This window comes from Halobium salinum (genome assembly GCF_026586625.1).
Lineage (GTDB): Archaea > Halobacteriota > Halobacteria > Halobacteriales > Haloferacaceae > Halobium > Halobium salinum.
Genome location: NZ_JAODIW010000006.1, coordinates 409,908 through 425,183, shown reverse-complemented (window position 1 = coordinate 425,183; position 15,276 = coordinate 409,908). Strand labels below are relative to the sequence as shown.

The window sequence follows — 15,276 nt, the reverse complement described above, 5'->3', positions numbered from 1 at the left end:
CGAGCCCCCCGGGACGTGGCGCTACGGGCGAGTTCCGTTACGCGTAGTCGTCGTACGTCGGCGCGTCACGGTCGCCCGGGAAGTCGTCCACGGGTGCGGTCGTCTGTTCGCCGGAGGCCATCTCCTTGACCGTCACCTCGTCGTTCTCCAAGTCCTGCTCGCCGACGATGACGACCGTCTCGGCGCCCACCGAGTCGGCGTACGACATCTGCGCGCCGAAGGAGCGCCCGGCTACGTCGGTCTCGACGACGTTCCCCGTCGCCCGGAGGTCGCGAGCGACGCGGGCGGCGACGGGGCGCGTATCGCCGACCTGGAGGACGTAGTAGTCGGTGACGAGTTCCTCCTCGGGCCAGACGCCGGCGCGCTGGAGCAGGAGCTGGAGCGGGGCGTGGCCCGGTGCGACGCCGACCGCGGGGGTCGGCTGGCCGCCGAAGGATTCGATGAGGTCGTCGTAGCGCCCGCCGCCGAAGACGGCCCGGGAGACCTCGCCGGTGGAGTCGAAGCACTCGAAGACCACGCCGGTGTAGTAGTCGAGGCCGCGGGCCGTCGTCAGGGAGAGCGAGCAGAACTCGCCCGCGCCGAAGTCCTCCGCCGCGTCGAGGACGTTCCGGAGGTTCTCCACGGCGGCGGCGAGGTCCTCGTCGCCGAACTCGGCGATGGCGTCGAGGTCGCCGGCGGCGATGAGGTCGTCGAACTGCTGGGCCTGCGAGTCGGTGAGCCCCGCCGATTCGAGCAGGCGCATGTACTCCGTCTCGTCGACCTTCGCGCGCTTGTCGACCGCGCGGATGGCGTTCCGGGCGTCCACGTCCGAATCGAACGCCGAGAGGAGGCCGCCGAGAATGTCGCGGTGGGAGACGCGGAACTCGAAGTCGTCGCCCGTGAGGCCGAGTTCGGTGAGCGCGTCGGCGGCGAAGGCGAGAATCTCGGCGTCGGCGGCGGGGTCCGAGGAGCCGAAGATGTCGACGTTGGTCTGGTAGAACTCGCGGAAGCGCCCCTGCTGGACCTGCTCGTAGCGCCAGAACGGGCGCGTCGACACCCACTTGATGGGCTTCGAGAGCTCCTGTTGCTTCGCGACGACCATCCGGGCGACGGTCGGCGTGAGTTCGGGGGTGAGCGCGACCTCGCGGCCGCCCTTGTCGGTGAAGGTGTACAGCTCGTCGACGATCTCCTCGCCGGATTTGTCGACGTACATCTGGGTGCGTTCGAGCGCCGGGGTGCCGACCTCGCGGAAGCCGTAGCGCGCGGCGACGCCCTCCATGGTGTCGATGACCTCGCGACGCGACCCCATCTCCTCGGGGTAGAAGTCGCGGAAGCCCTTGAGGCGGTCGTACATGGGTTTAGTTGAGTGAGTAGTTGTGTGGTGGGTCGCTTGAAGGCTGTCCTTTTCGTGCGTATCGCTTCGGTTGGAGGCGAGTTGGGGGACCGACAAGCCGATACCGGGACAGCGGCCCAGCAAAGCTCTCGCGCTCTCCCCGGTTCTGACTCGCTGTGCTCCTCACTCGCTTCGCTCGCTGCGGTGCTTGCTTCGCCAGCAACCGCGCGAGAGCGTTCGCCCTCTCCAAGTCCACCAGGCCAGCCCAGTACCGCCCGGCCTCACACCTCCCCAGCCTCCGGTGGCTGACACGGAGGTCAGTCGCGGTCCCTCGCGCGAACCGACAGTCCATGGAGGGGCTGTCGGCGCGCGCCGCCGCGGCTGCGTCCGCGGCGCATCCGTGCGAGGGATGAACGAGGAGCGTAGCGACCGAGTGAATCGGCTGGGGAGGGTGTGGCGGTGCTGTGGGTGGGGCTCCGAAAGGGGCCGCTCGCTCAGCGACGGCAGGCGTTCACGAGAGCAAAGCTCTCGTGAGCCCACGAGAAGCCGGAGGCTTCTCGGGACGACGTAAGCACCGCAACCCGAGCGAAGCGAGGGTGAGGAGCGCAACGAGCCTCCCGAGTTGAGCGAGCGGGGGCTTTCGAGAGCGTTGTACCCCGTATGTTTTCAGCTGCTTGCCGAGTGAATCAGCTTCCAGAGACGTGCCGCGAGTCTACGGTATATTCTAGTTGACACGAGTGTCACCCGGATCCTCAAACAAAGATATATTTTTGGGCAACATAGGCTCGTAAGCCCGCATTGGAACGCGGGCAGACGCCGGAATGCTACTGTCAGAGGCACAGAGGGCGTTCCCTCCCCCTCCTCTCTCTCGTTGGTTCGCCGAATACACGCTCTGAGTCTTGGAACTGAGTCAGTCTGACCAACGCTCGAAGAAAAGTACTTTGTTTCGACCGGACTCAACGTGACTCGGCTCCTGGACTCGTGCCGCGAGTTCAGCAAACAACACTATTTTGCTATCATTGCCCACTAAGCGGGTCTTCTGGGTCACGACCCAGTTTCGTTCAATACGCGTAGCTCTCGTCGGCAAGAGCGAGTTTCCCGTCGCCGGTTCGCGCGAGCGGTGCGTAGCGATCGGTTTCGATTCCGTCGAGATACGTCTCGAATTGTCCACGGAACTCGACCGGTGGCTCGTCCCACAAATCGACTGCAGCGTCAGCAAGCATCCTGTCGGTGACGGTTCCCCGGTTGGCACCGTGTGTGAGGCCATAGAACGCTGAAGCAGTCATCTCTCGCATGAGAATCCGGGAGTCGGCACAGTACATACACTCCTCAAAGGCGGACTGAAACTGGACGCCGCGTTCCCGGTGGCGATCACACTCGAATCGGTTGAGGTTGCCGATGCATCGCATCTCAACGTCGAACGGCGGCGTCTCCGTAATCTCGACGACGAAGTAGCCCCCGAACGTTTGCTCACCCGTTTCTCGGTGTGTGTACTGGAGGAATCCGGAGTTGAGGCGTCGACCTTTGTATCGGCCGAGATGGGTATTACCGCAGAGATGCGCCCGCCCATTGAAGTGGTCGAGCAACCGCCACGTCTCCATATGCGTGACGAGAATGACGTCGGACTCGACAGCCGCTGGTGAGTTCGTGAACCGCTGCCCGCCGACCCTGACGCAGCCTTCCTTGGGAATCCGCGTTCCGACCTGGAGATCGTACTCGAAATCGCCGAAGTAGTCTCGGTTGCCGTACACCCACACGAGGTCGTGCCGCGTCCGGTCGGCAATCCTCTCGAGATACGGCTCGACCTCCCGGAGTTGCCGTACGGCCGCCTGTCGGCCTTGGCGCACCGCATTGGTGAAATCACCGACGTGAACGGCGAAGTCGAATGTCTCCCCGTTTACGTCGTCGAGTAATCGCCGTAGTGATTCCGTGTCACCGTGGTGGTCCCCCATGACGAGTACTCGCTGAGACATGTCTAGAGAGCTCATGAATTCGGGACAAGGTCTTTTCGCTCGGTCTCGCACCGAACTGCGGCGAGGCACAACGCGGATGTCACGTCTCTCCGCCCCCTTTGACGCGAAACGCCTCCGGGATTTCCTACTCGTCCGAGTCACAACGAACACATCTGGAACGAACCATACACTGACACCGACCCACCGAGTACGAACCACACCGAAAATGCCCGACAACCCCCACTTCTACACCGTCCACGACGAGCACCCGGACCACGGCGGCTTCGAGGCCGTGTTCCGCGTCCACTCCGACGGGACGCGCTTCACCCTCGAACCCGGCCGGAGCACGTTCCCGACGACGAACAGCGGCCGCAGAGCCGAGTGCGTCGAACGGGCCGTAGAGGCCGTCCACGACGAGTTCGGCGAGGCCGTCACGGTCACGTACGACGAGGAGGACCTGTAACCGCGAGCGACCCGACCGAACCCGCGCCCGGTACACTTTCGACGCCCCACCGAGACCCCCAAAGCAAGAATGACCAGTATCGACGAGAAGCGCGTCTACGACGACAAGGGAACGAAGACCCAGGCAGTGGTCGCCACCGAGACCGGCGTCGTCGTCGTCGACGTCTCCGACGACCTCGTCGGCGGGTTCACCCTCGCGCACCGCTGCACCGCGCGGGACGTCGCGACCCACGAGGGCCACATCGCGGTCGCGACCGACGTGGACGTCCTCGAAGCGAGGCCGGGGGGTGACGTGGAGGCGGGCATCGAGTTCGAGAGCGCGGGGTACGGCCCGGCGGTCGACGTGGCCTACGACGCCGACGGGCGGCTGCTCGTCGCGGAGAAGGACGGGACGGTCGTGGCACGAAACGAATCCGACGCCGACGACGGCGACGCCGAGTGGGCCGAACTCGGCGACGCGGGCACCGTCCGGGAAATCGACGGACCGCTCGCCGCGACCGCCGACGGCGTCTACCGCGTCGGCGACGACGACCTCGAACACGTCGGGCTGGACGACGCCCGGGACGTGGCCGGCGCGGGCGGCGTGATTCCGCTGGCGGCGACGAGCGAAGGGCTGTTCAAACTCGGCAACGGCTGGATGGACCTGCTCGACGGGGAGTGCTACGCCGTCGCCGCCGCCGGCGACCGCGGGCTCGCGGCGGGGATGGAGATGCTGTACGCCGACGACGGCGACGGCGAGTGGACCGAACTCGACGACCTTCCCGTCGACGAACCGGTCGCCGACGTGGCCCTGTCGACCGAGGCGCGCTACGCGGTCACCGAGGCCGGAACCGTCCTCGTCGACGCCGGCGACGGCTGGCGCTCGCAGGCGCTGGGTCTGGAGGGCGTCGCGCGGTTGGCGGTGCGCTGAGTCGTCCGGAGACCGACGCCGGGACCGTCCCGTTCGGAAACCGGCGTCGGGACCGCCCCGAACTGCGCTACCGACCTCCGCGGGCGACCCGGACGGTAACTCGTTTAACCCGCGACGTAGTGCACTCGGGCATGATACTTCCGGGCTCCACGTCCCAGGCGCTCACGGCCGAGTTGGCCCGCGAGACCGGGGAACGACTCCTGCAACCGACCTTCCGGCGGTTCCCCGACGGCGAACTCATGGCCGCGGTCGACGAGGACGACGCGACCGCAGTCGAGGGCGAACGGGTCGTCGTCGTCGCCGCGACCCAGACGAGCGACGCGCACCTCGAACTGCTCCAGCTACAGGACGCCGCCCGCGAAGCCGGCGCGAGCGAAGTCGTCACCGTGATTCCGTACATGGGGTACGCCCGACAGGACCGGGCGTTCAAGCCCGGCCAGCCGGTGTCCGCCCGGGCGGTCGCTCGCGCGGTGTCGACCGGCACCGACCGTGCCGTCCTCGTCTCGCCGCACGAACCCGACGTCGGCGAGGCGTTCGACGTCCCCTGCGAGACGGTCGACGCCGCCGGCCGCCTCGCGGCGCCGCTCCCGGACCTGGGCGACCCGCTCTTTCTCTCGCCCGACGAGGGAGCCATCGAACTGGCGGCGACCGTCCGCGACACCTACGGCGCGGGCGAGACGGACTACTTCGTGAAGGAGCGCGACTACGACACCGGCGCGGTCTCCGTGGAACCGAACGACGCCCCCGTCGCGGACCGGGACGTGGTGCTCGTCGACGACATCGTCGCCACCGGGTCGACGATGAGCGAGTCCATCGCCGTCCTCCGCGAGCGCGGCGCGGACCGCGTCTTCGTCACCTGCGTCCACCCCCTACTCGCGGCGAGCGCCCGCACGAAACTGGAGGGCGCCGGCGTCGAGGCGATTTACGGTACCGACACCCTCGAGCGCGACGTGAGCGTGGTGAGCGCCGCACCCGTCGTCGCCGAGGCGCTCCGGGGCTCGGACTGAGTCGTGGCCGAGAACGCAGAGTCGGACGCCCCTCGCTTTCCCGACCCGGACGAGCGGCTCACCCTCGAACCGGACTGCACGCGCTGTCCGGCGCTCGTCGACTGCCGGAACCGGGTCTCGTGGGGGAACGGTCCGGCCTCGGGCGACCCGAGCGACGCCGACGTGCTCGTCGTCGGCGAGGCCCCCGGCGCCGGGAACCCCGAGGCCGACCGCTGGCAGGGCGGCAACTGGACCGGGATGGCCTACACCAGCCGACACTCGGGTCGGCGGATTCGTCGGACGATGGCCGAACTCGGCTACGAGAGTCGGACGTTCTACACGAACGCGGTGAAGTGTTTCCCCGCGGACGGGGAGGGCTCCAACCGGGAACCGACGGCCGAGGAGCGTGCGAACTGTCGGGGCCATCTCGAAGCCGAAATCGACGCCGTCGACCCCGAGGTCGTCGTCGCCACCGGGAAGCACGCGACTACGAGCCTCCTGTCCTTCGAGGACCGGACGCTCGACGGGTTCGTCGACTCCGTACTGGAGCCCATCGACCTGCCGTCGCTCGGAACGACGCTGTTGCCCGTCCTCCACCCCTCCTACCGGGACATCTGGGTGTCGCGGCTGGGGTACACGACCGAGGAGTACCTGGAGGCGATGGCCGCGGAGCTGCCCTGAAACCCCCGCCGACGGGACGAAGACGGCTCCACTCCGGACGACGAAACCGACCCTTTTTCGCCGGTCGGCCCGTCGGTCGAGTCGTGTTCGACCGATTCCGCGGGCGACCGGGCTCCGTTCGACTGGTCGGGACCGCACACGTCTCCCCTCGGAGCCGCGAGCGCGTCGTCGACGTCATCAGGGCCGAACAGCCGGACACCGTGGCCATCGAACTCGACGCCGACCGGTTCACCCGCCTCTGGCGCGACGACGGCTCCCGGCTCCGCGACCTGCTCGGGAGCGACCTCTCCCCGGCGGCCACGCTGTTGGCGCTGGTGTTCTCGGTCCGTCAGCGACGGCTGGCCCGGGAGATGGGGGTCGAACCGGGTGAGGCGGACATGCTCCCGGCGGCCCGCACCGGCCGCGAGGTCGGGGCGACCGTCACCCTCGTCGACTCGTCGTCGACGGACGCCTTCGACGAACTGACCGCACGGTGTCTCTCGACCGACGCGGTTCGGTCGCTGGTTCGCCGAGTCGGCGACGGCGAGACGCGAGCCGAGATGCGAGCGGCGATGGAGGAGATGGAAGAGCTCGACCGCACGTACGACCTCAGTTCCGGCTCCGTGGAAGCGCAGGTGGAGGCGTTGGAGACGATGCCGCTCGCGGACCTCGACCGTCTCGTCGACGCGACGGGGACGCTCCTGCCGACGGTCGCGAACGTGTTGCTCACCGAGCGAAACAGGTACATGGCGGGGCGACTCCACTGGCTCCGCGAGGAGGGCGAGGAGACGGTCGCCGTCGTCGGCCGGGCGCACGTCCCGGGCCTGCAGGCGCTCCTCGACGACCCCGACTCGATTCCGACCGAGCACGTCACCGAACCCCGTTCGGTTCGGTTCGTCGGCGGCTGACGCCCCACGTCTCACCGGGCACTGCCCGCTCTCCTCCCGATGCGGTCCCGTCTTCACTCCCCACCCGATTCCCGAGTCGTGACAATCGTCCCGGGGCTGACGGGTGTCGACCGCCTACGACTACTCGGAACATGTACGACCGAATCATGGTTGCGACCGATGGGAGCGAGGTCGCCGACGCGGCCGTCGACGCCGCCGTCGCGCTCGCGAAGCGGGTCGACGCCGACCTCCACGCGGTGCACGTCCTCGAACTGGGGGACCTGCCGCCGAGCGCCGAAGAGGGGGAGGTCGAGGAGCGAAGGCGACGGGGCGAGGAGGCGGTCGCGGCGGTCGGGGAGCGCGCGGAGGCGGCCGGGCTCGAACCGACCACCGCGCTGCTCGACGGGGGTGACCCGGTGCCGGTCCACCGGTCGCTGCTCGACTACGCCGACGAACACGGGGTGGACTGCATCGTGATGGGAACCCAGGGACACACCGGCTGGGAGCGCTTCGTGCTCGGGAGCGTGGCCGAGCGGACGCTCCGCGAATCGCCGGTTCCGGTGCTGACCGTACACGAGGATACGCCGTTCGGTCCCGCTCCGGCGGCGGGGTCGACCTGGGAGGGGTACCCCGGTGCGACGCTCGACCGCCTGCTGGTCCCGGTGGACGGGAGCGACGGGTCGGCGGCGGCCGTCGACCACGCCATCGACGTGGCGAACGCGACCGGCGCCGACCTCCACCTGCTGCACGTCGTCGACGTGAGCGTCGCGGCCACGGGGAACGCGGGCCTCGTCCTGAAACGCCTGGAGGAGGCCGGCGAGCGCGTCCTGGGCGAGGCCGTCGCCAAGGCGAAGGACGCCGGCCTCTCCGAGGACCGCGTCGGAACGAGCATCGTCCGAGGGGCGCCGTACCAGTCCATCGTCGACTACGCGAGCGACCACGAGGTCGACTGCATCGTGATGGGGACACACGGCCGGACCGGCCTCAAGCGGTACCTACTGGGGAGCGTGACGGAGCGCACCGTTCGCCTCGCCGACCGGCCTGTGCTCTCGGTGGGCGCCCCCCTCGACGGCGAGTAGTCGGGCGATGCCGGCTCTCGCCGGCGCACGCGCTCTCTGAGGTCTACGACCCCCGAGGCGCCCATACCTTCTTGCCGTCCGCACCCACACAGTCGAGCATGTCCGAGGACTGCATCTTCTGTCGAATCGTCGACGGTGACATTCCCGCCAGGGTCGTCCGCGAGACCGACACTACGCTCGCCTTCCTCGACGCGAACCCGCTCGCGCGCGGACACACGCTGGTCATCCCGAAGGCCCACCACGCCCGCCTCTCGGACCTCACGGAGGACGTGGCGGCCGACCTGTTCCGCGAGGTCCACGACCTCGTCCCCCGCATCGAGTCGGTCGTCGACGCGGACGCGACGACGGTCGGCATCAACGACGGCGAAGCCGCCGGACAGGAGGTTCCGCACGTCCACGCCCACGTCGTCCCCCGGTTCGACCGCGACGGCGGCGGCCCCATCCACGCCGTCGCCGGCGACCGACCGGAACTCACGGACGAGGAACTCGACGACCTGGCCGACGCGATATCGGACGTCGAGTAGCCGATTGCCCGCCCGACTCGACCCGCCCGACCTGGCCCGAACCGACCCGCCCGACCTGGCCCGAACCGACCCGCCCGACTCGACCCACGACTCGCCCGCAATTTCTATCCACGTTCGTCAAAGAATTTTAATCAGATGAGCGGCGCAACTCGGGTCGTGACCGAGTCGACGCCCACCAAGACCGACGAACCCGACGCCGACCAGTCGCGGCCGGCCGAACAGACGACTACCCAGACCGCCACGGCCACCGCCCTCGTCGGCACCGTCGGCGGCGCCGGGACGACGCGGACCGCCGTCGAACTCGCCGCGACCCTCGCCCGCGACGGCCACGAGGTCGCGGTCGTCGACGCCGCCTTCGCCACGCAGGGGCTCGCCGACTACGTGTCCGGTCGCATCGACCCCGACGCGACGACGCTGGTGACCGACCGAGCCGAAGCGCCGCTGTCGGCCGGGCTGGTCGACCTCGACCTCGACCTCGGCGAGACCGTCGCGGGCCGAGTCGCCTGCCTCCCGGCTCGCGCACCGTTCGAACGGCTCGCCCGGGCGAAGACGGAGTCGGCCGCTCGCGCCCTCGGCGACCGCATCGAGGCGGCGAGCGAGCGCTTCGACCACGTGCTCGTCGACACGCCGCCGGTGGCGTCGAACCAGGCGCTCGCGGCCGTGACGACCGCGGACCGCGTCGTCGCCGTGACGCCGGCGACCGGGCGGGGAGCCGACGGACGCGAGCGGACCCGTGACCGACTCGCCGACCTCGGCGTCGACCTCGACGCGACGGTCGCGGTCCAAGGGGTCGACGGCGCTCCGGAGGCCGACCCGGCGGACGCGGACGCGGTCGTCCCCGAGTCGACGGCCGCGGCGAACGGGGCGCCGAGGGCCGTCGACGACGACGCGTTCGCCGGGACGATGGCCGAGGTCGCCGCCGCGGCGCTCGGCGTCGAAGTCGGTCTCGACGTGGCGGAGGGGTCGCTCGTCGACGACGTGGGCGAGCGGGTCGGTGCGGTGCTGAACCGGTAGCGAAGGCGTCGGCGTCGACATCGAGGTTCACGACCAGGGTGTCGGCGCCCGAACTCGCCGATGCGGCGGACCGTCCAAATTATAACGATTGTTAGTTATAGTGAAGACGTTGCGGTGCGAACGTGGAGTCGGCTCCGACGCGTCACGCTCGGCCGGGCCTACCGACCGGTAGTTCGGGTCGACCCACTCGACTGTCGGGGTCACTGGAGGGAGCGACAATGGCAACCACATCCGTCGGAGGAGACGTCGAGGCGACCCGAGCGGACATCGAGGAGACGCTCGGGTTCGTCCCGGGGTTCTGGGAACTGAACGACGAGGACCTGGTCAACGAGTGGCCGAACTTCAAACGTCACGCGTTCGAGGAGACCGCCATCCCGCCGAAGTACAAGGAGCTCATCGGGCTGGCAATCGCGGCGAACATCAAGTGTCCCTACTGCCAGCACTTCCACAAGGAGGCCGCGAAGATGCACGGGGCGACCGACGAGGAGCTCAAGGAGGTCGCGTTCCTGGCGAGTTGGACGGCCCGGTACAGCGCCGTCATCCACGGGATGGACTACGACCTCGATACGTTCGAGGACGAGTTCGGCCGGATGGCCGAGCATCTCGAATCGCAGATGGGCGGCGACGACTGACCCTGCGTCTGTCGGCGGGCAGACGGAGGCCGTTTTTGTCGAGGTCGCCGCCGAGAGACGAAGACCGTTACCGAAGACTGCCGGGCGAGCTCATCGTCTCCCCGAGCGCGTCGCGCTTCGTCACCGACGCGTTGTGTTCGGGCGCGAGCGCCCCCTCGACCGCCTCCTCCAGTTCGGGGACCGACTCGTGGCTCTCGACGTAGGTGGCCAGCGCGAACTCGGCGGCGTCGGCGCCGGCGAGCGCGACCGCCTCGCTCCGGGGAAGCTCGCCGTCGAGCCAGTCACGGACGATTCTCCTGCCGGTGGGGCCGAGCGGCGACACGCCCGAGACGCCACAGCGGTGCAACACCTTCGAGGCGGTCATCGGGACGACCCCCGCCTCGCGTGCGGTCTCGCCCACGCTCGTCCCTGCCGTGTAGGTCTCGACGACGGTCGCCGCGGCCTCGGGCGTACAGGGGAGTGCCTCGGCGTGCGGGCGAACCCGCTCGACGAGCGCCTCCCCCGTGTCGTCGACGGTCGGGACGCCGCGGTCGACCTGTTCGGCCGTCACCTCGATTCCGGCGGCGATGTCGGACAGTCCCATCGAGGAAAGCTGACTCGTCACAGTACAAAAATGTAGGCGTCAGTTATCGAAATCGATACTATCCTCGGGGTGGAGCGTACCGGTCACCGGTACGTTCACGGCGCCAAAATCGGCTTCGTTGCGGCGTCGTGACCTCGTTTTAAATATGCGATCGGGCCGAAGTATCAGATGTGATGAGTCAGGCACGACCCGCCGCCGGCCGACCCGACAGCACCGACCGCCACAACTCCGACAACTCGAGCGGTTCCGACGACGCCGACAACGCCGCCCGTCCCGACGCCAACCGCCCCGACTGTCCCGAGTGTGGTGGGTCTTTCGCCGCCGACGGCGACGAGACGGTCTGTGTCGAGTGCGGGCTCGTCGTGGCCGAGGACCGCATCGACCACGGCCCCGAGTGGCGCTCCTTCGCCGACGACGACCGGAACCCCAAGCGCACCGGCGCGCCGCTGACCCGTTCCCGACACGACCGCGGCCTCTCCACCGAAATCGGCCGCTCGACGCGCCTGAAGGGTCGAAAACGACGACAGTTCGCGCGACTGCGCCGCCAGCACAACCGCGCCCGCATCTCCTCGAAGCGCGAGCGCAACCAGGTGTACGCCTTCACCGAGATTCGTCGGCTCGTCGGCGCGCTCTCCCTGCCCGAGCGCATCCGCGACCACGCCTGCTCGCTGTTCGAGTCCGCCCAGAACGAGGACCTCGTCCGCGGGCGCTCGCTGGAAGGGTTCGCCGCGGCCAGCGTCTACGCCGCTTGCCGGGTCGCCTCCGTCTCCCGGACGGTCGACGAGGTCGTCGACGCCGCCCGCGCCACCGAGGCCGAACAGTCCGCCGCCTACGACGCGCTCAATCGCGAGCTCGGACTCCCCGTCGGTCCCATCGACCCCGTCGAGTACGTTCCCCGATTCGCCACCGAACTGGACCTCGACAGCGGGGTCGAACGACGCGCCCGCGAACTCGTCGCCGAGGCGGAGGACCGAGGCATCGTCGCTGGCCGGAACCCGAGCGGCGTCGCCGCCGGCTGTCTGTACACCGCGGCCCGGGCGACGGGAGCCGACTGTACGCAGCGCGAGGCCGCCGACGTCGCCGGCGTCACGCCCGTCACGCTCCGGACGACGTACCAGAAGCTCCACGACTGAACGGCGGAGCCGCCGCGTTCTCGTCCCTTCCTTCCCGTCTTCGGACGCCGACGACACCGCCGGTCAGCGACAGCATTCGACCCGCGCGGCGAGCGACGCCAGCGCGTCGCCGGCCCGGCTCTCCGGAGCGACGTCGAGGACCGGCGCTCCCTCCGTGACGGACCGCCCGACCCGAGGGTCCGCGGGGACCACCTCGACCGGCGCGCCGAGCGCCTCGGCGACCGCCTCGGTCGGCGGCGACTCGACCGTCCGATTGAGCGCGACGGCGACGAGTCCGGCGTCGAGTTCGCAGGCCAGCGCCCGGGTGTGGAGCGCGTCCGCGAGCGCGAACGTCCTGGGCGCCGCGACGAGGACGCAGGCGTCGGCGACGGCCAGCGGGACGCCGGCGTCGGCGCGCATCCCCGCCGGACAGTCGAGCACGACGTCGCCGTACCGGCGGTCGACGGCCCGGACGACCCGCGCGAGCCCCGTCACGTCCGCCGCGCGGGCGCCGGCGAGCGACCGACCACAGGGGAGCAGTCGGACCGGGCCACCCTCACGGACGGCCTCCAGCGGGTCGGCTCGCCCGGCGAGCACGTCGTGAAGGTCCGGGCCGCGCCCGTCGCCGGCGGGCAGGTCCGCCATCCCGAGGTCGGCGTCGACGACGACCGCGTCGAGCGCCGCCGCGAGGTTGTACGCGACGGTCGACTTCCCCACGCCGCCCTTGCCGCCGGCGACCGCGAGTATCACGCCAGCCTCCGGAGCGCGTCGATGGGTACGTCGGTGGCGTCGGCTCTCGCCGCCAGCGCCTCGGCGCGCGTCGCGACCGCCCGGAGCGTCGCCGCGTCAGCCTCGGCGGCCCCGACAGCCGAGGCCGCCGCGTCCAACCCACCTGCCTCTTCGAGCGCCGCCGTGGCCGCCGGGACGCTCGGGTCGGTCAGCCGCTCGGCGAGGTCGACGCGCGCCTCGACCGCCCGGAGCCACGCGTCGACGGCGACGGGTGTAGCGTCGTCAGTGTCGGCGGCGCCATCTCCGCCTGCGGCGGGTTCTGTGTCGGCGTCGTCCCGAGTGCGAGAGTCGGTCAGCGGTGACGGCGTGGCCGCCGGAAGCACCGGAGGGGAGTCCGGGCTAGGCTCGTCGGCCCCCGGACCGGAGTCTCCTCTCCCGTCCGTACCGCCCGGGTTCTCGCCCTCGGCTCCGTTCTCGTTTTCGCTCCCGCTCCCGTCACTCCCTCTCTCGGTCGGGATGGCGTCGCGCGGCGGCCGTCCGGACCCGACCCGGCGGAGGGCGGCCGTCGCCGCGGCGTCGAGGTCGTCGAGACCGTGGCGGTCGGCGCTCGACGCGGTCCCGGCGCGTGCGTCGCCCGCAGGAGGGCTCGCCCCCGAACCGCGGTCTACCGGCCCGACGGCGCCGAGTTCGACCGGCGTCGACCCCTCGATTGGTGCGGGGCAGGCGTACCCGAGCGCGAGACGACCGTCGGCCGGGACGACCCCCTCGTACCCTTCGCGGGACCATCCCGGTTCGGGGACGCCCGCGGACCGCGGCGGCGACACCGGCCCGTCGAGTCGGTTCGAGACCTGGACGCGCTGCGGGACGGGCGTGTCGTTGTCTAACACGAGTGTGACGAGCGTGACACCGTCGCGGGCGTCGGTCTCCCAGTCGACGGTCACGGGGACGTCGGTCATGCGGGTGGTGGTCCCGTCCTCGGTGAAAAAGGACAGTACGCTACCGCGAGCTACAGCCAGACGACGGGAGTGTCGAGCCGGGTCGCCGCCTCGGCGGCGCTCCCGAAGCGCCGGTCGGGGCCGGCCACGACGACCGGTGCCCGGAGGTCGGCGACGCGAACCGCCGCGTACCAGCGGGTTCGTGCGTCGCCGACCGTTCCGGAGCCGTCGTCGCTACTGCTATCGTCGCAAGCGTCGTGTCCGGCTCCCTCGTCGCCCCCGTCGTGCCCGGTTCCCCCGTCGCCTCCGTCGTGTCCGGCTCCTCGTGGAACTCGTTCGAGCGCCCGCTCGAAGGGCTCACGCACGCGCTCCGCGAGCGACGCCCGGGCGGCACGTTCGAGGTTCGCCACCCGGTCTTCCAGTTCGAGACGGCGGTCGCGAGTCGCCCGGCGTTCCCGGACCACCTCCCGTGCCCGGTCGAGGGCCTGTTCGGCGGCGACGCGCTCGGTCTCGACTTCGGAGAGCCGCGCGGCGGCCTCGCGGCGGTCCGCCTCGACCGAAGCGAGGACGGCCTCGTCGGCGTCGCGTTCCCTGAGCGCGTTCAGTCGCCCGCGGAGCGCCGCCACCCGCTCGCGGAGCGCCGTCTCGCGGCTCCCGGCGTCGGCGACGCGACGACGGGCGGCGGGCAGGTCCGCGGACGGGGCGTCCTCGGCGTCGAGGTCGGCGGCGAGACCGCGGAGCGAGCGTCGGACCGCGGCCAGTTCCTCACGCTCGGGAGCGACCAGCCCCCGGGAGCGCGCCGCGGCCGCGAGCGATGCCCGGAGAGAGACGACGCCGTCCCCGACTCCGGGCGGGGACGCGAGCGTCGAGTGGCCCGGCCCGGGGTCGGGACAGTCGACGCTGATACCGGACGACTCCGCTCCCCGGACCGCGGCGACGACGGTCTTCGGGTCCACCGGCTGGTCGCGGAAGTCGACCGCGCGGCGACGCCCGATTCGGACGAGGATGTCTTCGTCGGCGGCGACGTCGTTGACTTCGGCGTCGTGGTTGAGTCCGGCGTCGTTACTCTCGGCGGCCACCGGCGGCGGACCGTCGGTATCCGGCGCAGTCACAGCTCCCGGTCGCGTAGGGTCTCCGGGGCGGGGTGGTCGGAGCCGGCGGCGAACTTCGCGTAGGGAGTGCTCGGGGAGTCCCGGGACTCGTACGCCGTCGCGGCTTCCCGCACCGAAGCGGGGACGCGTTCGAACTCGTTGAGCGGCTCGGTGCGTTCGAGTTGCACGTCGGCTCCGTGTTTCTCCCGGAGCCGGAGCGCGAGGAGGGCGCCGAACTCCGTCGACTCTACGAGGGCGGCACGACCGAACCGGCGGACGACGCTTCCCTCGTGGGTGCGACAGACGTTCCGGAGCGTCGTTCGGGCGGCGCGGGAGTAGGTGACGACCAGCAGCACGGGTTCCGCGTGAAACCGTTTCGAAAATAAATCTGTCGCCGAAGCGGCGTCC

General features: G+C 70.2%; 17 protein-coding genes. 10 read left to right on the top strand and 7 right to left on the bottom strand.

The window, feature by feature from the left end:
- Positions 1–37: 37 nt before the first annotated feature.
- A complete protein-coding gene (gene hisS, locus N5095_RS05480) occupies positions 38–1,333 on the bottom strand; it encodes a histidine--tRNA ligase (RefSeq protein WP_267621731.1) in 1,296 nt (431 codons plus the stop codon).
- A gap of 1,040 nt (positions 1,334–2,373) precedes the next feature.
- Positions 2,374–3,264, bottom strand: coding sequence for a metallophosphoesterase (locus tag N5095_RS05475; RefSeq protein ID WP_267621730.1), 891 nt, complete (start codon positions 3,262–3,264; stop codon positions 2,374–2,376).
- A gap of 226 nt (positions 3,265–3,490) precedes the next feature.
- Here N5095_RS05475 and N5095_RS05470 point away from each other — a divergent pair, with 226 nt between their 5' ends.
- The 9 genes from N5095_RS05470 (at position 3,491) to N5095_RS05430 (ending at position 10,418) form a co-directional block, all read left to right on the top strand.
- Complete coding sequence (locus tag N5095_RS05470; protein WP_267621729.1) at positions 3,491–3,727, top strand: hypothetical protein; 237 nt, start codon at positions 3,491–3,493, stop codon at positions 3,725–3,727.
- 69 nt (positions 3,728–3,796) lie between these two features.
- Positions 3,797–4,636 (top strand): HVO_0234 family beta-propeller protein, encoded by an 840-nt coding sequence (locus N5095_RS05465; RefSeq protein ID WP_267621728.1) that lies wholly within the window; start codon positions 3,797–3,799, stop codon positions 4,634–4,636.
- Between the two features lie 131 nt (positions 4,637–4,767).
- The gene (prs, locus tag N5095_RS05460; protein WP_267621727.1) at positions 4,768–5,643 is read left to right on the top strand and encodes a ribose-phosphate diphosphokinase; all 876 of its coding nucleotides are present in this window, start codon (positions 4,768–4,770) and stop codon (positions 5,641–5,643) included.
- Between the two features lie 3 nt (positions 5,644–5,646).
- Positions 5,647–6,303, top strand: coding sequence for a uracil-DNA glycosylase (locus N5095_RS05455; protein WP_267621726.1), 657 nt, complete (start codon positions 5,647–5,649; stop codon positions 6,301–6,303).
- 83 nt (positions 6,304–6,386) lie between these two features.
- Complete coding sequence (locus tag N5095_RS05450; RefSeq protein WP_267621724.1) at positions 6,387–7,190, top strand: TraB domain-containing protein; 804 nt, start codon at positions 6,387–6,389, stop codon at positions 7,188–7,190.
- Positions 7,191–7,321: 131 nt separating this feature from the next.
- The gene (locus N5095_RS05445) at positions 7,322–8,248 is read left to right on the top strand and encodes a universal stress protein (protein ID WP_267621723.1); all 927 of its coding nucleotides are present in this window, start codon (positions 7,322–7,324) and stop codon (positions 8,246–8,248) included.
- 98 nt (positions 8,249–8,346) lie between these two features.
- Complete coding sequence (locus tag N5095_RS05440) at positions 8,347–8,772, top strand: HIT family protein (protein WP_267621722.1); 426 nt, start codon at positions 8,347–8,349, stop codon at positions 8,770–8,772.
- Between the two features lie 135 nt (positions 8,773–8,907).
- Positions 8,908–9,786: an AAA family ATPase gene (locus N5095_RS05435; RefSeq protein ID WP_267621721.1), complete on the top strand. Its 879-nt coding sequence runs from the start codon at positions 8,908–8,910 to the stop codon at positions 9,784–9,786.
- A gap of 218 nt (positions 9,787–10,004) precedes the next feature.
- Complete coding sequence (locus N5095_RS05430; protein WP_267621720.1) at positions 10,005–10,418, top strand: carboxymuconolactone decarboxylase family protein; 414 nt, start codon at positions 10,005–10,007, stop codon at positions 10,416–10,418.
- Positions 10,419–10,485: 67 nt separating this feature from the next.
- Here N5095_RS05430 and N5095_RS05425 read toward each other — a convergent pair whose 3' ends face one another.
- Positions 10,486–11,001, bottom strand: a complete 516-nt coding sequence (locus N5095_RS05425; RefSeq protein ID WP_267621719.1) for a DUF7858 family protein — start codon at positions 10,999–11,001, stop codon at positions 10,486–10,488.
- Positions 11,002–11,174: 173 nt separating this feature from the next.
- Here N5095_RS05425 and N5095_RS05420 point away from each other — a divergent pair, with 173 nt between their 5' ends.
- Positions 11,175–12,134 carry a transcription initiation factor IIB gene (locus tag N5095_RS05420; RefSeq protein WP_267621718.1) on the top strand — a complete coding sequence of 320 codons (960 nt, stop codon included), beginning with the start codon at positions 11,175–11,177 and terminating at the stop codon, positions 12,132–12,134.
- A 63-nt stretch (positions 12,135–12,197) separates the two neighbouring features.
- Here the strand turns inward: N5095_RS05420 and N5095_RS05415 are convergent, their stop codons facing one another.
- The 4 genes from N5095_RS05415 to N5095_RS05400 are packed head-to-tail and all read right to left on the bottom strand — an operon-like array spanning position 12,198 to position 15,224.
- Positions 12,198–12,863, bottom strand: a complete 666-nt coding sequence (locus N5095_RS05415; protein WP_267621717.1) for a MinD/ParA family ATP-binding protein — start codon at positions 12,861–12,863, stop codon at positions 12,198–12,200.
- Positions 12,860–13,798 carry a DUF7857 domain-containing protein gene (locus tag N5095_RS05410; protein ID WP_267621716.1) on the bottom strand — a complete coding sequence of 313 codons (939 nt, stop codon included), beginning with the start codon at positions 13,796–13,798 and terminating at the stop codon, positions 12,860–12,862. The genes N5095_RS05415 and N5095_RS05410 overlap by 4 nt, the downstream gene beginning before the upstream one ends.
- A gap of 50 nt (positions 13,799–13,848) precedes the next feature.
- A complete protein-coding gene (locus N5095_RS05405) occupies positions 13,849–14,889 on the bottom strand; it encodes a DUF7856 family protein (protein WP_267621714.1) in 1,041 nt (346 codons plus the stop codon).
- A complete protein-coding gene (locus N5095_RS05400; RefSeq protein ID WP_267621713.1) occupies positions 14,886–15,224 on the bottom strand; it encodes a DUF7855 family protein in 339 nt (112 codons plus the stop codon). The genes N5095_RS05405 and N5095_RS05400 overlap by 4 nt, the downstream gene beginning before the upstream one ends.
- Positions 15,225–15,276 lie beyond the last annotated feature (52 nt).